Consider the following 19,233-nt stretch of genomic DNA (forward strand, 5'->3'; position numbering starts at 1 on the left):
GAAACCCGGGTTGAGAAACCGGTCTCGGCACCGGGCATGATAGGAACCATGGCCAGAAAACCCGTCGCCCGCGAAGCCGTCCTTGACGCCTTCGAATCCCTGCTGATTGAAGAGGGTGAACGTGCCGCGACCCTGGACGCCGTCGCCAGGCTGGCCGGCGTCTCCAAGGGCGGGCTGCTCTACCACTTCCCGAACAAGGAAGCGATGGTCTCCGTGCTGCTGGAGCGGCTGGACCGGCTCCTCGGCGACGACCTCGGGAGGATGGCTGCCGCGCCGGAAGGGGCTGCCGCATACTTCATCAAATCCTCGCTCTGGGCGGACACCCCGATGGACCGCGTCTTCGTGGCCGCCACCCGGCTGGCCGAAGTGGCCCACGGAGAAACCCTGCAGCGCATTGCCGCCGCCCAGGCGGGCTGGCTGGAACTGCTCGCCGCCGACGTCGGGCCGGGCATGGCAAAGGCCGTTCTGTACATGGGCGACGGGCTGTACTTCAACGCGATGCTGGCCCGCGGCCCGGGCGGGCCGCTCCCGGAAGTCCGCGGCGACGTCGAGAGCCTGCTCGCCGCCGTCGAACGGTTGCGCGGCTGAGGTGCTCCCGGATATGCCGCACGTGCCGCAGTCGCCGGACGCGTGCGGGGTCGCCGTAGCGTTCCGGCGACGCCGCAGCCTTCCCGCGAATTCGCGCCCGACTCCGGTGCGTGCGCGTCACTAGTTTGCGGACCGGGGCCGGGCATAGGATAATAAGAGATGTGACTGCGGTCACGAGTAATTTAATATGCCTTTGATCTGCGGCGGGAGAGCCCTGCAAGTAGGTACAAGCAGGCGCCGTAGGAGCAAACCCTCCCCAGGAATCTCTCAGGCCCATGTACCGCCGCGGCAAGGCAACTCTGGAAAGTAGCAGGCTGTCTTCTGACATGCTGTGCTCACCGACGGTGCAAGCGTGGCCCTGCAAAAGCACGGCTGCGCGGAAACTCTCAGGTCCAATACAGAGCGGGGAGGAACCCGAATCAATGCGGCGTGCCCTGCGCCGCCATAGTTATGGAGTTCCTTGTGACTGTTTCCTCAGCCTCCACGTCCTTCGTTGACCGGCACATCGGCGCCCGCCGCCAGTCCGACGTCGACGCCATGCTGAAGGCTGTCGGCTACGACACCGTCGATGCGCTCGTGGACACCGCCGTCCCGAAAGACATCCGGCAGGACTCGTCACTGGCGCTCGGCGAAGCCCTGAGCGAAGTGGAAGTCCTCGACGCACTGCGCAAGATCGCAGCGAAGAACAAGACCGCCGTCCAGATGATCGGGCAGGGCTACTACGACACCCTCACCCCCGCCGTCATCCGCCGGAACATCCTCGAGGCGCCCGCCTGGTACACCGCGTACACGCCCTACCAGCCGGAAATCTCCCAGGGCCGGCTCGAGGCGCTGCTGAACTTCCAGACCATGGTCCAGGACCTCGTCGGGCTCCCCATCGCCAACGCCTCCCTGCTGGACGAAGCCACCGCCGTCGCCGAAGCCGTCCTGATGATGCGCCGCGCCAACAAGAACAAGACGGCACACGACGGCAAGACCGTCCTCGACGCCGACTGCCTGCCGCAGACCATCGCGATCGTCAAGGGCCGCGCCGAGGCCCTCGGCTTCGAAGTGGAGGTCGCCGACCTCTCCAAAGGCCTGCCCGACGGCGTCATCAACGGTGTGGTCCTGCAGCAGCCCGGCGCCTCCGGCCGCGTGTTCGACCACACCGCCGTGATCGCCGACGCCAAGGAACGCGGCGCCCTCGTCACCGTCGCGGCGGACCTCCTCTCGCTGACCCTCATCACGTCCCCGGGCGAACAGGGCGCCGACATCGCCGTCGGCTCCGCACAGCGCTTCGGTGTCCCGCTCTTCTTCGGCGGCCCGCACGCCGCCTACATGGCAGTCCAGAAGGGCCTCGAACGGTCCATGCCCGGCCGCCTCGTCGGGGTGTCCAAGGACAACGCGGGCGTCCCGGCCTACCGGCTGGCGCTGCAGACCCGCGAGCAGCACATCCGCCGCGAAAAGGCCACGTCCAACATCTGCACCGCGCAGGCGCTGCTGGCCATCGTCTCCTCCTTCTACGCCGTCTACCATGGCCCGGACGGCCTCAAGGCAATCGCCGAGACCACCCACGGCCACGCCCGGACCATCGCCGCGTCGCTTAAGGCCGCGGGCCTGGAGGTTCTGCACACAAGCTTCTTCGACACCGTCACCGTTTCCGTCCCCGGCAAAGCCGCACAGTTCTTGGCCGCCGCTGAGGCCAAGGGCATCAACCTGCGCGGCATCGACGCCGACACGGTCGGCATTTCCGCCGATGAAGCCACGACGACGGCGATCGTCGCCGACGTCGTCGCCGCCTTCGGCGCCGGCGTGACCAGCGCAGAATCCGGTGCGGCAGGCAATGGCACTGCTTTCGCCCTGGACGCCGCCGTCGAGCGCACGTCCGACTACCTCCAGCACCCGGTCTTCAACACGCACCGCTCCGAGACCCAGCTGCTGCGCTACATCCGCCGGCTTTCGGACCGCGACCTCGCCCTGGACCGCACCATGATCCCGCTGGGCTCGTGCACCATGAAGCTGAACGCCACGGCCGAGATGGAAGCCATCTCCTGGCCGGAATTCGCCTCCATCCACCCGTTCGCACCGGACTCCCAGACCGCCGGCTGGCGCGAACTGATCGAGGACCTCGAAGCCCAGCTGACCGAGATCACCGGCTACGACCAGGTTTCCATCCAGCCGAACGCCGGATCACAGGGCGAACTGGCCGGCCTGCTGGCCATCCGCGGCTACCACCATTCCCGCGGCCAGGCCCAGCGCAACATCTGCCTGATCCCGGCCTCGGCCCACGGCACCAACGCGGCCTCCGCCGTGCTGGCCGGCATGAAGGTCGTCGTCGTGGCGACCGCCGCGGACGGCACCATCGACCACACGGACCTGCAGGCCAAGATCGGGCTGCACAAGGACGCGCTGTCCGCGATCATGATCACCTATCCCTCTACCCACGGGGTGTTCGACGCCGACGTCCGCGAGGTCTGCGACGCCGTCCACGCGGCCGGCGGCCAGGTCTACATCGACGGCGCCAACCTCAACGCCCTCGTCGGACTGGCCCAGCCCGGCATGTTCGGCGGCGACGTGTCCCACCTGAACCTGCACAAGACGTTCTGCATCCCGCACGGCGGCGGCGGCCCCGGCGTCGGCCCCGTGGCGGCCAAGGCGCACCTGGCGCCGTTTATGCCCGGCAACGCCGCAGATCCGGCCAACGGCGCAGACGGCACCCCGATCTCCGCGTCGCGTTACGGGTCGGCCGGCGTCCTGCCGATCTCCTGGGCCTATGTGAAGCTCATGGGCGGTACGGGCCTGACCGACGCCACCAAGTCCGCGCTGCTTGCGGCCAACTACATCGCGGCCCGGCTGAACGACTTCTTCCCGGTGCTTTACACCGGTGAAGGCGGACTTGTGGCCCACGAATGCATCCTGGACCTGCGCGAGCTCACGGCCAAGACCGGTGTGACCGCGGAGGACGTGGCCAAGCGCCTCATCGACTACGGCTTCCACGCCCCCACCCTGGCGTTCCCGGTGGCCGGGACCCTGATGGTGGAGCCCACCGAATCCGAGGACCTCGGCGAGATCGACCGCTTCATCACCGCCATGATCTCCATCCGCGCCGAAATCGATCAGGTGGGCCACGGCGACTTCACCGTTGAGCACAGCCCGCTGCGCAACGCCCCGCACACCGCCGCCGCCGTGATCAGCACCGACTGGACCCGCGAATACCCGCGCGAACAGGCCGTCTTCCCGCTCCACACGCTCCGGCAGGACAAGTACTTCCCGCCGGTCGGGCGGATCGACGGCGCTGCCGGGGACCGTAACCTGATCTGCTCCTGCCCACCCCTCGAAGCTTTTGAGGACCACTCCGACGACTCCGCCAACTAAGGACAGCCAACGATGACTGAGAACTACACGGCCCTGTACGAAGAGCACAAGAAGCTCGGCGCCTCCTTCACGGACTTCGGCGGCTGGCAGATGCCGCTCAAGTACAGCTCCGAACTGGCCGAGCACCACGCCGTCCGCACGTCGGCCGGCCTCTACGACCTCTCCCACATGGGTGAAGTCTGGGTCACCGGCCCCGACGCCGCCGCGTTCCTGGACTACGCCCTGGTCGGCAAGATCTCCGCGATGGCGGTCGGCAAGGCCAAGTACTCGCTGATCTGCAACGAGAACGGCGGCATCATCGATGACCTCATCACCTACCGGCGCGGCGAGCAGAAGTTCCTTGTCGTCCCCAACGCGGGCAACGCCAAGGTGGTGGCCGCGGCCCTCGCCCAGCGTGCTGGTTCCGGAGAAGAAGGCGGCTTCGACGTCGCTGTCCGGGACGCTTCCGCGTCGACCTCGCTGATCGCCGTGCAGGGGCCCAAGGCCCAGGCGATCCTGCTCCGGCTGGTCCCCGCCGCGCAGCACGAGTTGGTGACCGCCCTGAAATACTACGCCGCCGTGGACGTCCCGTTTATGTTCGGCGGCGCCAGCCAGGAGCTGCTGCTGGCCCGCACCGGCTACACCGGTGAGGACGGCTTCGAGATCTTTGTCGCGAACGACGACGCCGCCGCCCTCTGGCAGGCGCTCGTCGCTATCGCCGAAGACGGTGAGCTGACGCCCGCCGGGCTCGCCTCCCGCGATTCGCTCCGTCTCGAGGCCGGCATGCCGCTGTACGGCAACGAGCTCTCGCTTGACGGCGACCCGTTCGCCGCCGGTCTGGGACCCGTCGTCGCACTCTCCAAGGAAGGCGACTTCGTCGGCAAGGCGGCCCTGGCCACCAAGAAGGAAGCCGGCGCCGGTTCCACCACGGGCCGCAAGCTGGTGGGCCTCAAGGGCCTCGGACGCAGGGCCGGCCGCGGCCACTACCCGGTCCTGAAAAACGGCAACACCGTCGGTGAAGTCACCTCCGGCCAGCCTTCGCCCACTCTGGGCTACCCGGTTGCCATGGCCTACATCGACGTAGAGTTCACCGACCCGGGCACCGCCCTGGACATCGACCTGCGCGGGAAGAGCGAGCCGTTCGAAGTTGTCGCACTGCCGTTCTACAAGCGGCAAAAGTAGCCCCTTGGGTCCCGGGTGCCGTCGGGGCCGGTATCCTCTGCCGTCCCCGGCTTCCGGGACCGGCTGGCCCCAGTTTTCACGCGTGCTGCTCCTTCGTCGCTTTGACGCACGCTTTCGAAAAACGCGGCCAGCCAGCCCCTCAAGGGCAGCTCACCTCCCGTTCCAAGCACCGTTGGTAGCGCCTTGAAAGCCAAAGGTGCTGAAAACGGACCGCCTACCGGGGGTCGGCGCTAGAAAATACGAAGGGCCACTGTTTCTTTCCGGAGGTGGTGGCCTGTTCGAAACTGTTGGCCCCGAAAACTGAACTGGCCGATAGCGGCAGGGGAGCGGATTCCGGAAGCGTGCGTCTAAGCGAGGAACGAGCGAGCACGCGGAGGAATCCGGTTTCCTGCCGCGTAACCCGGCCACGGCCAGTCCGCAACCCAGCCACAATTGATGTAGCCCACGACATTTCAAAACGTAAAGGAAAAGCACATGGCAAGAGTTGCCCCTGAACTGCAGTACTCCGACGAGCACGAGTGGGTTGCACGGGAAGCCGGGAACATTGTTTCCATCGGCATCTCCGCCGTGGCCACCGATGCGCTCGGCGACATTGTCTACGTGGATCTGCCCGAGGTCGGGGCCACGGTGACCGCAGGGGAGACCTGCGGCGAAGTGGAGTCCACCAAGTCCGTCTCGGACCTGTACGCCCCCGTCACCGGCGAAGTCACCGAGACCAACCCCGCCGTCGTCGATGATCCCGCCCTGATCAACAGCGATCCCTATGGCGCCGGCTGGCTCTTCAAGGTGGCCGCCGAGTCCGACGGCCCGCTGCTCTCCGCCCAGGACTACGCGTCCAAGAACGGCGGCGAGCTGTGAGCGCCGCCGGGACGGCAGGGACAGTAACCTTCGAGCAGGTTATCTCCCCGAGCCTGGACGCGGAGCTGTCCGCACTGGATCCGGAGATCGCCGTTCAGATCGACGCCGAGCTGACCCGCCAGCGCGACGGACTGGAAATGATCGCCTCGGAGAACCACACCGCCAAGGCCGTTATGCAGGCGCAGGGCTCCGTGCTGACCAACAAGTACGCCGAGGGCTACCCGGGCAAGCGCTACTACGGCGGCTGCGAGCACGTGGACGTCGTCGAACAGCTCGCGATCGACCGGGTCAAGGCCCTCTTCGGCGCCGAATACGCCAACGTCCAGCCGCACTCGGGCGCGCAGGCCAACGCCTCCGTGATGCACGCCCTCATCCGTCCGGGCGACACCATCATGGGCCTGAACCTGGCGCACGGCGGGCACCTCACGCACGGCATGAAGATCAACTTCTCCGGCCGCCTCTACAACGTGATCCCGTACCAGGTCCGCGAAGAGGACCACCGGATCGACATGGCCGAGGTGGAGCGCCTGGCCCAGGAGCACAAGCCGCAGCTCATCGTTGCCGGCTGGTCCGCGTACGCCCGGCAGCTGGACTTCGCCGAGTTCCGCCGGATCGCCGACTCCGTGGGCGCGTACCTGATGGTGGACATGGCACACTTCGCCGGCCTCGTCGCCGCCGGGCTGCACCCGTCACCGGTGCCGCACGCGCACGTCACCACCTCCACCACGCACAAGACCCTTGCCGGTCCGCGCGGCGGCATCATCCTCTCCAACGACGCCGCCATCGCCAAGAAGATCAACTCGGCGGTGTTCCCCGGGCAGCAGGGCGGCCCGCTGGAGCATGTGATCGCCGGCAAGGCCGTGGCGTTCAAGATTGCCGCGTCCCCCGAGTTCAAGGAACGCCAGATGCGGGTCCTCGCCGGCGCCCGGATCCTCGCCGAGCGCCTGGTCCAGGACGACGTCACCGCCAAGGGGATCTCCGTGATTTCCGGCGGAACGGACGTGCACCTGGTCCTTGTTGACCTGCGCAACTGCGAGCTCAACGGCCAGCAGGCCGAGGACCGGCTCGCGGAAATCGACATCACCGTCAACCGCAATGCCGTGCCGTTTGACCCGCGCCCGCCTATGGTCACCTCGGGGCTCCGCATCGGCACCCCGGCGCTGGCCACACGCGGTTTTGGCGAAGCGGCGTTTGCCGAAGTTGCGGATATTATCGCTGAAGCACTGATCGCCGACGCCGGCGCTGACCTCAGCGGCCTGCGCACCCGGGTGGAGGCCCTCGCGGCCGCCCACCCGCTGTACCCCTCGGTTGCGAACCTCGCTTAGTGCCCGTATGACTGAAGTAGCAGCAGCAATGAACTAGCAGCAACACCCGCAGTGCAGAAGTACCAGTACAGATCACGACGCCGGGCCGCCGCCACAAGCTGCCGCCCGGCGTCGTGCATCCGCCAGCGCTGCCGCCAGCCGGTGGCGTGCGGCCTTCCGGCAGGACCATCTGCCGGGCCACAGTTAGACCTAGTTAGGAACCGACAATGGCTGTTGGAGTCTTTGACCTCTTTTCCATAGGAATAGGACCATCCAGTTCACACACCGTGGGCCCCATGCGGGCAGCAGCGGTGTTTGCCGAAGAACTCAAGGCCTCCGGGGTCCTGGACCGGGTGGCCGCGCTGCGAGTGGACCTCTACGGCTCCCTCGCCGCCACCGGCCACGGCCACGGCACCATGACCGCCATCCTGCTCGGCCTGGAAGGCTTCCACCCCGAGCTGATCCTCCCCGAGGAAGTGGAGGAGCGGCTCGCCACCATCGCCGAAACCGGGACCCTGCAGCTGGCCGGAGCCGGCGGTGTTCCCTTGTCCTACGGAGTCCAGGACATGGTCCTGCGCCCCCTGACCATCCTGCCGCGGCACACCAACGGCATGACGTTCACCGTCTCCGCCGCCGACGGCGACGTCCTGCACAGCGCCACCTTCTTCTCCGTCGGCGGCGGCTTCATCGTCCGCGACGGCGAGGAGGACGCCGCCCTCAAGGAGCTCAACGAGTCCAAGAAGGAGCTGCCCCTGCCGTTCCGCACCGCCGCGGAACTACTGGGCCGCTGCCAGTCCAAGGGCCTCTCGATCGGCGAGATCATGTTCGTCAACGAGCGTGCCTCCCGCACCGAGGTGGAGATCCGCGAGGGCCTCCTGCACATCTACTCCGTGATGGAAAGCTGCGTCCAGGTCAGCCTCAAGCGCGAGGGCCTGCTGCCCGGCGGGCTGAAGGTCCGCCGTCGTGCACCCGACTGGCACGAGCGCCTCATGAAGGAAACCCGCGGCCAGGACCCCGACTTCCGGGACCCGAAGTACTGGCAGGAATGGGTCAACCTGATTGCCCTGGCCGTGAACGAGGAAAACGCCTCCGGCGGCCGCGTCGTCACCGCGCCGACCAACGGCGCCGCGGGCATCATCCCGGCCGTGCTCTACTACGCCCTGCACTTCGCCCCCGGGATGGACAAGGCCAGCCAGGCCGACCGCGACGAGACGATCGTCAAGTTCCTGCTGACCGCCGCGGCCATCGGGGTGCTCTACAAGGAGCAGGCATCGATCTCCGGCGCGGAGGTCGGCTGCCAGGGCGAGGTGGGCTCGGCGTCGTCGATGGCCGCCGCCGCCCTCGCCGAAGTCATGGGCGGCACCCCCGCCCAGGTGGAAAACGCCGCGGAAATCGCCATGGAACACAACCTCGGACTGACCTGCGACCCGATCGGCGGACTCGTGCAGATCCCCTGCATCGAACGCAACGCGATTGCCGCCGCCAAAGCCATTAACGCCGCCAAGATGGCGCTGTGGGGCGACGGCTCGCACCGGGTGTCCCTCGACGAGGTCATCGTGACCATGCGCGAGACCGGCCGGGACATGAGCTCCAAGTACAAGGAAACCGCCATGGGCGGCCTCGCCGTGAACGTTGTGGAGTGCTGAGACCCTAGTTGTTCAGCGCCGCCCACAGGTTCAGCGAGGCGGCGAAGACGATCCACGACAGGTAGGGCAGCATCAGCATCCCCGCCGTCCGGCTGACCGGCCCGAAGTGCAGCACAGTGATGGTCACCGCGACGGCCAGGGCGAGGATGATCACGAGCCCCAGCCACAGCGCCGCTGAACCCAATACCGGGTACAGCCCGAAGAAGGCCGGGGTCCACAGCAGGTTCAGGACCAGCTGCACCGCATAGGCGGCGAGGGCCGCCCGCGACGCTTCGGTCCGGCGGCGCCAGACCAGCCAGGCGGCCACCGCCATTGCTAGGTAGAGGAGCGTCCAGACCGGTCCGAAAACCCAGTTCGGCGGCGTCCACGGCGCCTTGTCCGCGGCGGCGTACCAGCCGTTGACGTTGTTGGCGGTGGCAAGTCCGCCCAGGCCGGCCACGACGGCTGAGGCCGCGACGAACACCAGCAGCCCCAGCAGCTGGGAACCGGTTCCGCGCTTTCCGTTCGTGTGTCCCGGGCGTCCGGATCGGGCGGCCAGTGATTGCTGATCAGGGGGCATGCTTCCAGCGTAGCGGCTCCGTTCCGGGCCGGAGCATGGGGCGTGGCGGATAGACTTGAGCCTGCATGTTCGCATGCCGCCGACGCTCGTACCGCAATGATTGGATACCGCACCCTTGCGTGAATTCACTGCCCGCTTTGCCTCTGCCGAAGAGATCGCCAACTGGGATGCCCACGTCACCGCGAACCCCAATGGCGGCAATCTCCTGCAATCCGAGGCCTTCGCCGAGGTCAAACGGCACTTCGGCTGGAAGCCCCTTCACCTCGTGTATGAGACGGCCGAGTACACGAGCTACAACCTGGTACTGGAGAAGTCCTTCCCGCTCCTGGGCAAGCTCTGGTACCTGATCAAAGGCCCGGATGTGGCCTCCGTCGAGGACATCCCGGGCATCGCCGCGGCCAACGCCGAGTTCGTGAAGCGCGCTGGTCTTGGCGTGTTCGCCATCAAGATCGAGCCGGACATCGTGCTGACGGCGGAAGCCAGGCGTGTGATCGAAGGCGCAGGTCTGGTCAAGACCCATAACCTGCAGCCCAACGACTCGACGGCGCTGCTGGACATCTCCCCGGAAGAGAACCAGCTGCTGCGCAACCTGCACTCCCGCGGCCGCAATGCCGTCCGCCGGGCCATCCGCGAAGGGGTGGAGGTGCACAATGTGGAGCCTACCGAGGAGAACTTCCGCGCCATGTACGCGCTGATGACCACCACGGTGGAAGCCAAGTCCCAGGTCCGCGTGCGCGAATACGAGTACTACCGCCAGTTCTGGACCAACTTCATCAACCGGGGCCAGGGCCGGCTGCTGTTCGTCTACGAGGACGGTGTGCCGTCGGTGGGCGCCTTCGTCATCAACTACGGCAGCAAGGGCACGTACAAGGACGGCGGCTCCCTGCAGAGGCGCAGCCAGTATGGCGATTCCCACCTCGTGCAGTGGACGGCCATCAACCAGCTCAAGGAGCTGGGCTGCAACGAATACGATTTCTGCGGCACGCCCCCGAGCGGCCAGCTCAAGGACACGTCCAACCCGTTCCACGGGTTGGGCCTGTTCAAGACCAGTTTCAGCAAGACCGTCACGGACTTCGTCGGCTGCTACGACCAGGTGCTGAGCCCGCTGAAGTACAAGGCCTGGATGGCTGCGGGGGAGCGCATCGCGCGCCAGCTGTACACCCGCCGCACGGGCCAACAGTTCTACTAAACCGGCTGCAACGGATATTGAAGAGGCCGGAATGACCAAAGAACCCGACGGACGGCGCAGGCCGCCCACGGACGGACTGCCCAAGACCGAACCGATGTCGCCCATGGAGGTGCGCCAGAACGCCGCCGCCAAGCGGATGCTGCGCCGGTTGGTCCAGGGCGAGAACCCGCCGACGGCCCCCATGAGCATCGTGGACCGGCTCGCCGGCAGCCCCTATGCGAACCCGATGATCCAGGTGGGCGGCGTAGACACTTCGGCCCGCAAGACGATCGACTTTGCGCTGCACCTGGCCGAGTCGATGTTCCGGTACGGCGCCGGAGCCCTCGAAGTAGAGACCAGCATCATCGCCATCACGGCGGCCCTGGGACTCAAGAACATCGAAGTGGACATCACCAACCAGTCGGTGGCCATCAACTTTGCGCCGAGGGACCAGACGCCCATCACGCTGCTGCGTGTCGTGCGGTCCTGGACCAACAACTACGCGGGCCTGGCCAAGGTGCACCAGCTGGTCACGGACATCGTCGCCGGCGGGGTGGGACGCGAGGAGGCGGTGCGCCGGCTCGAAGAAATCACCCACAGTGCCAAGCCGTTCCCGCGCTGGATGGTCACGGTGGCGTTCGGGGTGTTCTCGGCCGTCTTCGTCGGGGTCCTGGGCGGCGGCCCGGGCGCGTCAGCCGTCGCATTCCTCTCCAACCTGCTGGTCAGCCTGCTGGCCCGAAAGCTGGCGCGCTGGCGCACACCGGACTTCTTCGTCACCGCCTCGTGTTCGTTCCTGGTCACCTTCATCGCCCTGCTCCTATGGCGTTTCGGCGGCCTGGTAGGGATCCAGATACCTCCCGCCATCGTGGTGGTCGGCGGGATCCTGCTGCTGCTCCCGACCGGCAGGCTCGTGTCCTCGGTGCAGGATGCAATCAACGGCTTCCCCGTCACAGCGGCAGGCCGGTTCCTGTCCACGATGCTGACGTTCGGTGCGCTGGTCGCGGGCATCGCCATCGGATTTGTCGTAGGGGACATGACCGGCATGGAGCCCATCGATGTCACGGAAACATTCCCGCCGGCGTATCCGTTATGGGCGGTGATCATCATGATCGCCATCGCCGTGCTGATGATCGGCATCACGGAACAGACCAGCTGGACGCTGCTGCTGCCGACCGCGGCCGTGGGCGTGGTGGGCTATCTGGTGCTGATCGGCGGAGACGCCCTCGGCATCGGGGCGCGCTTTTCGCCCGCCCTCGCCGCCGTCGTCATCGGCCTGCTGGCCCGTGTGGTGGCGCTCCGGATGGGCGCCCCGCAGCTGGTCGTGGCGGTCCCCGCGGCGCTGATCCTGCTGCCTGGCCTCACTATATTCCGGTCCATGTATGTATTGACGATCGAGGAATCCGAAATCCTGATGGGCGCCGGCGGGATGCTCAACGCCGGGGCGATCGTGCTGGGCGTCGCGGCCGGCATCGTGCTCGGCGACACCCTCGCGCGGCCACTCACCCGGAGCCTGGCCAGCAATGAACGACGCCGGGCGCGGCGCCGTTAAAGGGCATTTTCGTTAGTTCTCCGGGGGTCCAGTTCCAAGGGGTGGGATGGCCGGGCTCAGGGACATGCCCCGCGCCGGGGCCGGCGGGTGGACATAGTCCGGTTGTGCCCGGTCCCGGCTGCGAAGAATGAGCATGTCCCCGCGCAGCCCGGCTCCACGCCGCCGGACCCACCCAATGCCCACCGGACCGGCCCCACGCGCCCATGCCGTGACGGTCCTTCCCGGTTGCTTCGGCACCCGGGGCCAAACATGCCCGGGAATCCGGGCTTTGCCCGGGCCGGCAGGCGGCCGGGCGGCGGGCAACCGGGAAGGAGCGTCCGCTGGCTGCCTGCGCCCGACCACGTACACGAAAATCTCCACCGGACCGGACCGGACATGCCCCGCGCTGCGGCCGGCGCGGGGACATATTCCGGTTATGCCCTAGCCCGGGTGCGAGGAATGGACATGTCCTCCCGGCACAAATAGGTCTTGGCCCGTCTAACCCCCCGACGAATTGGCGAAAATGACCGCTAGCGCCGGTCTGCCGCGGCGGCGAGGCTGCCGGGAGGCCCCGCCGGATGGGCCAGGTCCTGCTGTTAGATCTTGCCGATCGGGAGTTGCTTCTCGGCCTGGAAATCGTCCTCGACCCGTCCGGTCGCCCAGTAGCCGGACAGCGAGACCTGCCCGCGGTCGAGTCCCCGCTGCCTATAGAAGACGTCCCGGAGGCTCTTCATATAGCCGCGTTCGCCGTGGGCGAAGACCTGGACCCGGCCCTGGGGCCAGTCCGCGTCCCGCACGGCATTGATGAGCAGTTCGCCGGCGCCGGCGGGAACACCGGCACGCTTCAGCCAGTGCAGCTTGACGCCGGCGGGGGCCGCGATCGGCTGGAGGTCGGCGTCGCCGTCCACCTCCAGGAAGGCCAGGCCGCGGGCATCCGCAGGCAGGGATTCGATCGCGGCGCCGATGGCCGGCAGCGCGGACTCGTCGCCCGCGAACAGGTGCCAGTCCGCCGCCGGGTCCGGGTTGTAGCCGCCGCCCGGCCCGGTGAAAATCAGGGCGTCGCCGGGCTGCGCCGAGGCCGCCCAGGGCCCTGCGAGGCCTTCGTCGCCGTGGATCACGAAGTCGATGGCGAGCTCTCCGGCGGCCGGGTCAACCCAGCGGACGGTGTAGGTCCGGGTGTGCGGCCACTGATCGCGCGGCATCGATTCCCGGACTTCCCAGAGGTCCAGGGGGTCCGGGTAGTCGATCCCGGCCTGCGGGAACACAATTTTGACGTACCGGTCCACGAAGTCGTTGTTGACGTAGCCGGCAAAGCCCGGGCCGCCCGCCACGATCCGCACCATGTGCGGTGAGAGCTGTTCGCGGCGCAGGACCGTGAGGTTAGTTTGCGGTCGCGATTTCCGGGTGGACGAGGTGGCGGCGGGGACTGAGGTCATGGGGCTAAGCCTAGCCAAGACGCCTGAGGGAGGCCGGACCGTGAAGCCCCTTTACGGACGCGGCGGCAGCGTCCAGTCCACCGTGCCGCCGCCCCGCGCCTGGAGCAGGGCATTGGCGCGGCTGAAGGGCCGGGAGCCGAAGAATCCGCGCGAGGCCGACAGCGGGCTGGGGTGGGCGCTGGCGATCACCGGGGCAGACCCCAGCAACGGTGTGACGGATTCCGCATCCTTACCCCAGAGGATCACAACGAGGGGAGCCGGTGCGCCCTCGGCGGTGCGGCGGTTCACGACGGCGGTAATCGCCGTCGTCGTGATGGCCTCCCAGCCCCGGTTCCGGTGCGAGCCTGCCGTCCCGGCGCGGACGCTGAGGACCCTGTTCAGGAGCAGGACGCCCTGCGCCGCCCAGCTGCCAAGGTCTCCGTGCACCCGCGGCGGCAGGCCGAGGTCGGCGTCGAGCTCCTTGTAGATATTGGCGAGGCTGCGCGGGATGGGGCGGGTTGCGCCGTCCACCGCGAAGGACAGCCCGACGGCGTGGCCCGGCGTCGGGTAGGGGTCCTGACCTACGATCAGGACCCGGACGCCCGCCAGCGGCTGCCGGAACGCGCGCAGCACGTTCGACGGCGAAGGCAACACCGTGTGCCCCTCGTCGACTTCAGCGGCGAGGAAGGTCAGAACGTCGCGCAGCCGGCCCTCGACCGGAGCCAGCGCGTGCGCCCAATCGGGGGACATCAGCTCAGCGAGGGGCAGCCGAGCGAGCTCGGCGAAGCCCACGGCCTCGGCCGCTGGCGGCTCCAGCTCGAACAGCGCATCGGGGTCTTGGGCCTCGGAATCAAACACGGATCTATTCTCGCAGGGCCCCAAATGACAAGGCTGTTATTCGCCCGTAGCATGGGGGAAGACCTTTTTTCGGATCCAGCCAGGGAGTGTGTCGTGGCCGAACAAGCGCAAGAGCACCTTTCCGCGGCGGAGTCAGCTGCCGCCGGGACCGGCAATGAGTCGCCGCTGAGCATCCGGGACCAGCAAATGCTGGCTTTGGAGCGGCAGTGGTGGAAGTACGCCGGGGCCAAGGAACAGGCCATCCGGGAGCTCTTTGACCTGTCCGCCACGCACTACTACCAATTCCTCAACGCGCTGATCGATAGCGAGGATGCGCTGGCGCACGATCCCATGCTGGTCAAGAGACTGCGTAGACTACGTACGTCACGCCAGCGCGCGCGCACTGCCCGACGCTTGGGTGCAGACGCGTAAAACCACGGACGGATGCGCAGATTCCTGCGCTGTACACCCGTTCTGGCAACTTCGTAAGAAATCAGCAAGGACGTCGTTTTCACTATGACCAAATATGCTCGGGATGAATTTGATCGGGTCCCGGAGACCTCCGCACGCCAGGGTGTCCACCGGACCGTGGCCGAATCCCGCCGCCGCAGCCTCGGACCCATCCTGGCCGTCGGCGCCGCAGCCTTGGCCATTGGCCTCGTCGCCTTCCTGATCCTGCCGAAGCTCGGATTCACCTCCGCCGGAAACACCTCGGCCGTCTCGGACGAACAGGGCGGCAGCAGCGCAGTTGCAGCGCCCGCCTCCGCAGCTCCCAGCGCCGCCCCCTCCAGTGCCGCGCCGAGCGAGGCCCCGTCCGCGTCGCCGTCGGCTACGCCCAAGGCGACCGCCGCCGTCGACAAGACCCAGCCGGTCGCGATCTACAACGGCACCGCCACCGCCGGGCTCGCCGGCCGAGTGGGCGGAACAGTCACCACCGCAGGCTGGGTGGTTGGCCCAACGGGCAACTGGGCCGGGGTCCGCCAGCAGACGTCCGTGATCTTCTACAGCGGCGCCGCCCAGAAGGGCAACGCCGAGGCGCTGGGCTCACTGCTCGGCATCCAGACCATGATGGAGTCGGCCGAGTTCAAGATGCCGCTCGTCGTCGTGCTGGGGCCCGGCTTCCAATAGCCCGTTCCGGTTACGCCCGAATAACTATTGGGAGCCGACCCGGTCCCGGGCCTGCAGTCCGGGAGGCTGGTGTGGGTACAGTATTTGCGGACTTCGTATCGCATTCTGCGGCGCACATTGTGGTGGGCCGTTCGCCAGCAAACTGAAAGTGTGGACACCATGGCATTGGGAACCGTCAAATGGTTCAACGCCGAAAAGGGCTACGGCTTCATCACCGTGGACAGTTCCGGGGCAGACGTCTTCGTGCACTGGTCGGCCATTGCCGGGGAGGGCTTCCGTGCCCTGGACGAGGGCCAGCGCGTCGAGCTTGAAGTCGGCGAGGGCGAGAAGGGCCCGCAGGCCGAAAGCGTCCGGCCCGCCCCGTGACACTCCCCGCCGCAACGCACGGCCCGCACGGCTCAGCGGACACTGACGGACTGGAATCCGGTCCGCCGGTGTCCCCCCGGCGCCGGGCGGGTGCACTCCGGCCGGGCCGGGCCGTGGCGGCGGCGGTTGCAGCCCTGGCATTGACCGCGTGCGGGCCGACCGGCGGTGCCCGGGTGGAGAAGGCCGACGCCAGCGGGGACGGCACCCTAAGGATCGGCCTCATCCTGGACAACACCGGCAAACAGGGCTTCCTCAACGCACCCCAGGTGGCCGCCGCGAAACTCGCCATTAAGGAGATCAACGCGGCAGGCGGCCACAAGGGCAAGCCGGTGGAGCTGCTCCCCGAGACGATCAGCGAGGACACCGCGGCCCAGGCCAAGGCGCTCGTCGCGGCCAAAGCGGACGCCGTGATCGGCCCGACAGACTCCAGCCGCGCGCCCGGCGCCATCGATGTGCTCTCCAACGCCAGGATCGCCATGATTTCCCCTGCCAACACGGCCAGCGGACTCAGCAGCTACAAGAGCAACGGCTACTACTTCCGCACCTCGGCCGCCGACATCGCGCAGGGTTCCGTACTCGTCAAGCTCGCCAAGGACGGCGGCGCGGCAACAGTCGCCGTCGTGTATGAGGAAGGCAGTTACGGCAAGGACGTATCCAACGCCGTCGCAGCAGCAGCCAAGGCGGCCGGACTCGGTCCCCTGACGGTCGCTGCATTCGCGCCGGGCCAGGCCCAGCAGGCGGCTGCCGCAGCGAAAGCGGCGGGACCAGACGCCGTCGTCCTGGTCTCCCGCGACGGTGCGCAGGGCGCCATCGCCGAGCTGAACAACGTCGGCCTGGCCGGCAGGAAACTCATCCTCAGCGACGGTGCCGTCAACCAGTACGGCTCCGGCCTCGGCTCCCGGGCGCTCGACGGCGCGCGGGGTGTCCTTCCGGGGATCTTTGCGTCCGCGCACTTCCAGGCCGAGCTGGTGTCCGTTGACCCCGGCCTGAGGGACATGACCTTCGCCGCAGAAACGTACGACGCCGTGAACCTGGCCGTGATCGCGGCCGCCGCGGCCGAGGACGACGCCGGCACGTCCATCGCAGCCAGGCTGATCGCCGTCTCCGGCGGCAAGGCACAGCCGGCCGGCGGAGCCGAGGCCTCCGGAGAGGCCGCGGTGTGCAGGAGCTACAAGGAATGCCTGGATGCGCTCCGCGCGGGCAAACGCCCGGACTACGACGGCGAATCCGGACGGATCAACTTCGATTCCAACGGCGACGTCACCTCCGCCCAGTATGTTGTCTACAGTTTCGGCGCGGACAACAAGGCCACTATGAGCGGGAGCGAAACGGCGAGCAGCGGCGGGAGTTAATCGCCCGTAGCGAATTGCGTCCCGGCGGAGCGCCGGTACGGCGCCGATACCGGGCCGCCCGGCACGCCCACTGCTTGCACTCTCCCCGGGGGAGTGCTAATTATTGAATTAGCACTCCCGCGTATTGACTGCTAAAACGACGCCCGGTTTAACCGGCCGCGAAGTGAAGCAGCCGGTCCGGGGGCGAGAGAAATACCTGGTTGTGGTGAGATCCCCGACCCGGTGGCGTACAGAGGCTGCCGGGGAAGGATCGTCCGTCGCGGGCACCGCAGCAAAGGTCCATTCTTAACGACTGTCCCGAAAGGACTACTGCCGTTATGGCCAAGATCATTGCATTTGATGAAGAGGCACGCCGCGGCCTCGAGCGGGGCCTGAACATCCTCGCCGACGCCGTCAAGGTCACCCTCGGCCCGCGTGGACGCAACGTCGTCCTCGAAAAGAAGTGGGGCGCCCCTACGATCACCAACGATGGTGTTTCCATCGCCAAGGAGATCGAGCTGGACGATCCTTACGAGAAGATCGGCGCCGAGCTGGTCAAGGAAGTTGCCAAGAAGACGGACGACGTCGCCGGCGACGGAACCACCACCGCTACCGTGCTGGCACAGGCCCTGGTCAAGGAAGGCCTGCGCAACGTCGCGGCCGGCGCTGATCCCCTGTCCCTCAAGCGCGGCATCGAAAAGGCTGTTGAAGCCGTCACCCGCGAACTCCTGGCATCCGCCAAGGAAATCGAAACCAAGGAAGAGATCGCCGCTACGGCTTCCATCTCTGCCGGTGACAACGAAATTGGCGCCCTGATTGCCGAAGCCCTGGATAAGGTCGGCAAGGAAGGCGTCATCACCGTCGAGGAGTCGAACACCTTCGGCCTCGAGCTGGAGCTCACCGAAGGCATGCGCTTCGACAAGGGCTACATCTCCGCGTACTTCGTCACGGACGCAGAGCGTCAGGAAACGGTCCTCGAGGATCCGTACATCCTGATCGTCAACTCGAAGATCTCCAACGTCAAGGAACTGGTTGCTGTCCTCGAAAAGGTCATGCAGTCTTCCAAGCCGCTGCTGATCATCGCCGAAGACATCGAGGGCGAGGCCCTGGCCACCCTGATCGTCAACAAGATCCGTGGCACCTTCAAGTCCGTCGCCGTCAAGGCTCCGGGCTTCGGCGACCGCCGCAAGGCGCAGCTCGCCGACATCGCCATCCTCACCGGTGGCCAGGTCATCTCCGAGGAAGTCGGCCTCAAGCTTGAGACCGCCGGCCTCGAACTCCTGGGACGCGCCCGCAAGGTCGTTGTCACCAAGGACGAGACCACCATCGTCGAGGGTGCGGGTGACGCTGACCAGATCGCCGGACGCGTTTCCCAGATCCGCGCCGAGATCGAGAACTCCGATTCGGATTACGACCGCGAGAAGCTGCAGGAACGCCTGGCCAAGCTGGCCGGCGGCGTTGCAGTCATCAAGGCCGGTGCCGCAACCGAGGTTGAGCTCAAGGAACGCAAGCACCGCATTGAGGACGCTGTCCGCAACGCAAAGGCTGCTGTTGAAGAGGGCATCGTCGCCGGCGGAGGCGTGGCCCTGATCCAGGCCGGCCTCAAGGCATTCGCCAACCTGAACCTCACGGGTGACGAAGCAACCGGTGCGAACATCGTCCGCGTTGCCATCGACGCACCCCTGAAGCAGATCGCCTTCAACGCCGGCCTCGAGCCGGGCGTTGTCGTCGACAAGGTCCGCGGACTGCCGGCAGGCCACGGCCTGAACGCTGCCACCGGCGAGTACGTCGACCTTCTGGCTGCCGGCATCAACGACCCGGTCAAGGTCACCCGCTCTGCCCTGCAGAACGCGGCTTCCATTGCCGGCCTGTTCCTCACCACCGAGGCCGTTGTGGCCGACAAGCCGGAGAAGAACTCCCCGGCCATGGGCGGCGGCGACGACATGGGCGGCATGGGTGGCATGGGCGGTTTCTAACCACCCGGCTGCCG

16 protein-coding genes and 2 riboswitches are annotated in these 19,233 nt (G+C 67.2%); of the genes, 13 read left to right on the forward strand and 3 right to left on the reverse strand.

Annotated elements, in window-relative coordinates; translation table 11 throughout:
- Positions 1–48: 48 nt before the first annotated feature.
- The 6 genes from ACZYZE_RS07665 to ACZYZE_RS07690 all read left to right on the forward strand — a co-directional run bounded on the left by ACZYZE_RS07665 (position 49) and on the right by ACZYZE_RS07690 (position 8,911).
- Positions 49–588 (forward strand): TetR/AcrR family transcriptional regulator, encoded by a 540-nt coding sequence (locus tag ACZYZE_RS07665; protein WP_459318582.1) that lies wholly within the window; start codon positions 49–51, stop codon positions 586–588.
- 194 nt (positions 589–782) lie between these two features.
- A riboswitch (glycine riboswitch) is annotated at positions 783–881 on the forward strand.
- Between the two features lies 1 nt (position 882).
- A riboswitch (glycine riboswitch) is annotated at positions 883–999 on the forward strand.
- Between the two features lie 39 nt (positions 1,000–1,038).
- A complete protein-coding gene (gene gcvP / locus ACZYZE_RS07670) occupies positions 1,039–3,942 on the forward strand; it encodes an aminomethyl-transferring glycine dehydrogenase (RefSeq protein ID WP_463907204.1) in 2,904 nt (967 codons plus the stop codon).
- A 12-nt stretch (positions 3,943–3,954) separates the two neighbouring features.
- Entirely contained in the window at positions 3,955–5,103 is a 1,149-nt protein-coding gene (gcvT, locus tag ACZYZE_RS07675; RefSeq protein WP_459318581.1) for a glycine cleavage system aminomethyltransferase GcvT, read from the forward strand.
- A gap of 474 nt (positions 5,104–5,577) precedes the next feature.
- Positions 5,578–5,961: a glycine cleavage system protein GcvH gene (gene gcvH, locus ACZYZE_RS07680; RefSeq protein WP_459318580.1), complete on the forward strand. Its 384-nt coding sequence runs from the start codon at positions 5,578–5,580 to the stop codon at positions 5,959–5,961.
- Positions 5,958–7,286, forward strand: a complete 1,329-nt coding sequence (gene glyA / locus ACZYZE_RS07685; RefSeq protein WP_463907207.1) for a serine hydroxymethyltransferase — start codon at positions 5,958–5,960, stop codon at positions 7,284–7,286. Before gcvH ends, glyA begins: the two co-directional genes overlap by 4 nt.
- A 206-nt stretch (positions 7,287–7,492) precedes the next feature.
- Positions 7,493–8,911: an L-serine ammonia-lyase gene (locus tag ACZYZE_RS07690; RefSeq protein WP_463907208.1), complete on the forward strand. Its 1,419-nt coding sequence runs from the start codon at positions 7,493–7,495 to the stop codon at positions 8,909–8,911.
- A 4-nt stretch (positions 8,912–8,915) separates the two neighbouring features.
- Here the strand turns inward: ACZYZE_RS07690 and ACZYZE_RS07695 are convergent, their stop codons facing one another.
- A complete protein-coding gene (locus ACZYZE_RS07695) occupies positions 8,916–9,470 on the reverse strand; it encodes a TspO/MBR family protein (RefSeq protein WP_463907210.1) in 555 nt (184 codons plus the stop codon).
- 115 nt (positions 9,471–9,585) lie between these two features.
- Here ACZYZE_RS07695 and ACZYZE_RS07700 point away from each other — a divergent pair, with 115 nt between their 5' ends.
- Positions 9,586–10,659: a lipid II:glycine glycyltransferase FemX gene (locus ACZYZE_RS07700; protein WP_459318576.1), complete on the forward strand. Its 1,074-nt coding sequence runs from the start codon at positions 9,586–9,588 to the stop codon at positions 10,657–10,659.
- Between the two features lie 31 nt (positions 10,660–10,690).
- On the forward strand, positions 10,691–12,187 hold the full coding sequence (locus ACZYZE_RS07705; RefSeq protein ID WP_459318575.1) for a threonine/serine exporter family protein: 1,497 nt from the start codon (positions 10,691–10,693) through the stop codon (positions 12,185–12,187).
- A 575-nt stretch (positions 12,188–12,762) separates the two neighbouring features.
- On the opposite strand, the gene ACZYZE_RS07710 is transcribed toward ACZYZE_RS07705, so the two are convergent.
- Complete coding sequence (locus ACZYZE_RS07710) at positions 12,763–13,602, reverse strand: siderophore-interacting protein (RefSeq protein ID WP_463907212.1); 840 nt, start codon at positions 13,600–13,602, stop codon at positions 12,763–12,765.
- 51 nt (positions 13,603–13,653) lie between these two features.
- The gene (locus ACZYZE_RS07715) at positions 13,654–14,439 is read right to left on the reverse strand and encodes a uracil-DNA glycosylase (RefSeq protein WP_459318573.1); all 786 of its coding nucleotides are present in this window, start codon (positions 14,437–14,439) and stop codon (positions 13,654–13,656) included.
- Positions 14,440–14,532: 93 nt separating this feature from the next.
- Here ACZYZE_RS07715 and ACZYZE_RS07720 point away from each other — a divergent pair, with 93 nt between their 5' ends.
- The 5 genes from ACZYZE_RS07720 (at position 14,533) to groL (ending at position 19,219) form a co-directional block, all read left to right on the forward strand.
- Positions 14,533–14,850, forward strand: a complete 318-nt coding sequence (locus ACZYZE_RS07720) for a DUF3263 domain-containing protein (RefSeq protein WP_459318572.1) — start codon at positions 14,533–14,535, stop codon at positions 14,848–14,850.
- An 84-nt stretch (positions 14,851–14,934) separates the two neighbouring features.
- Positions 14,935–15,546 carry a LytR C-terminal domain-containing protein gene (locus ACZYZE_RS07725; protein ID WP_459318571.1) on the forward strand — a complete coding sequence of 204 codons (612 nt, stop codon included), beginning with the start codon at positions 14,935–14,937 and terminating at the stop codon, positions 15,544–15,546.
- Positions 15,547–15,705: 159 nt separating this feature from the next.
- Positions 15,706–15,912, forward strand: coding sequence for a cold-shock protein (locus ACZYZE_RS07730; RefSeq protein ID WP_459318570.1), 207 nt, complete (start codon positions 15,706–15,708; stop codon positions 15,910–15,912).
- Between the two features lie 68 nt (positions 15,913–15,980).
- Entirely contained in the window at positions 15,981–17,264 is a 1,284-nt protein-coding gene (locus tag ACZYZE_RS07735; protein WP_463907366.1) for an ABC transporter substrate-binding protein, read from the forward strand.
- A gap of 317 nt (positions 17,265–17,581) precedes the next feature.
- Positions 17,582–19,219 carry a chaperonin GroEL gene (groL, locus tag ACZYZE_RS07740; RefSeq protein ID WP_459318569.1) on the forward strand — a complete coding sequence of 546 codons (1,638 nt, stop codon included), beginning with the start codon at positions 17,582–17,584 and terminating at the stop codon, positions 19,217–19,219.
- Positions 19,220–19,233: the final 14 nt, after the last annotated feature.

Source organism: Pseudarthrobacter woesei, from assembly GCF_055412745.1.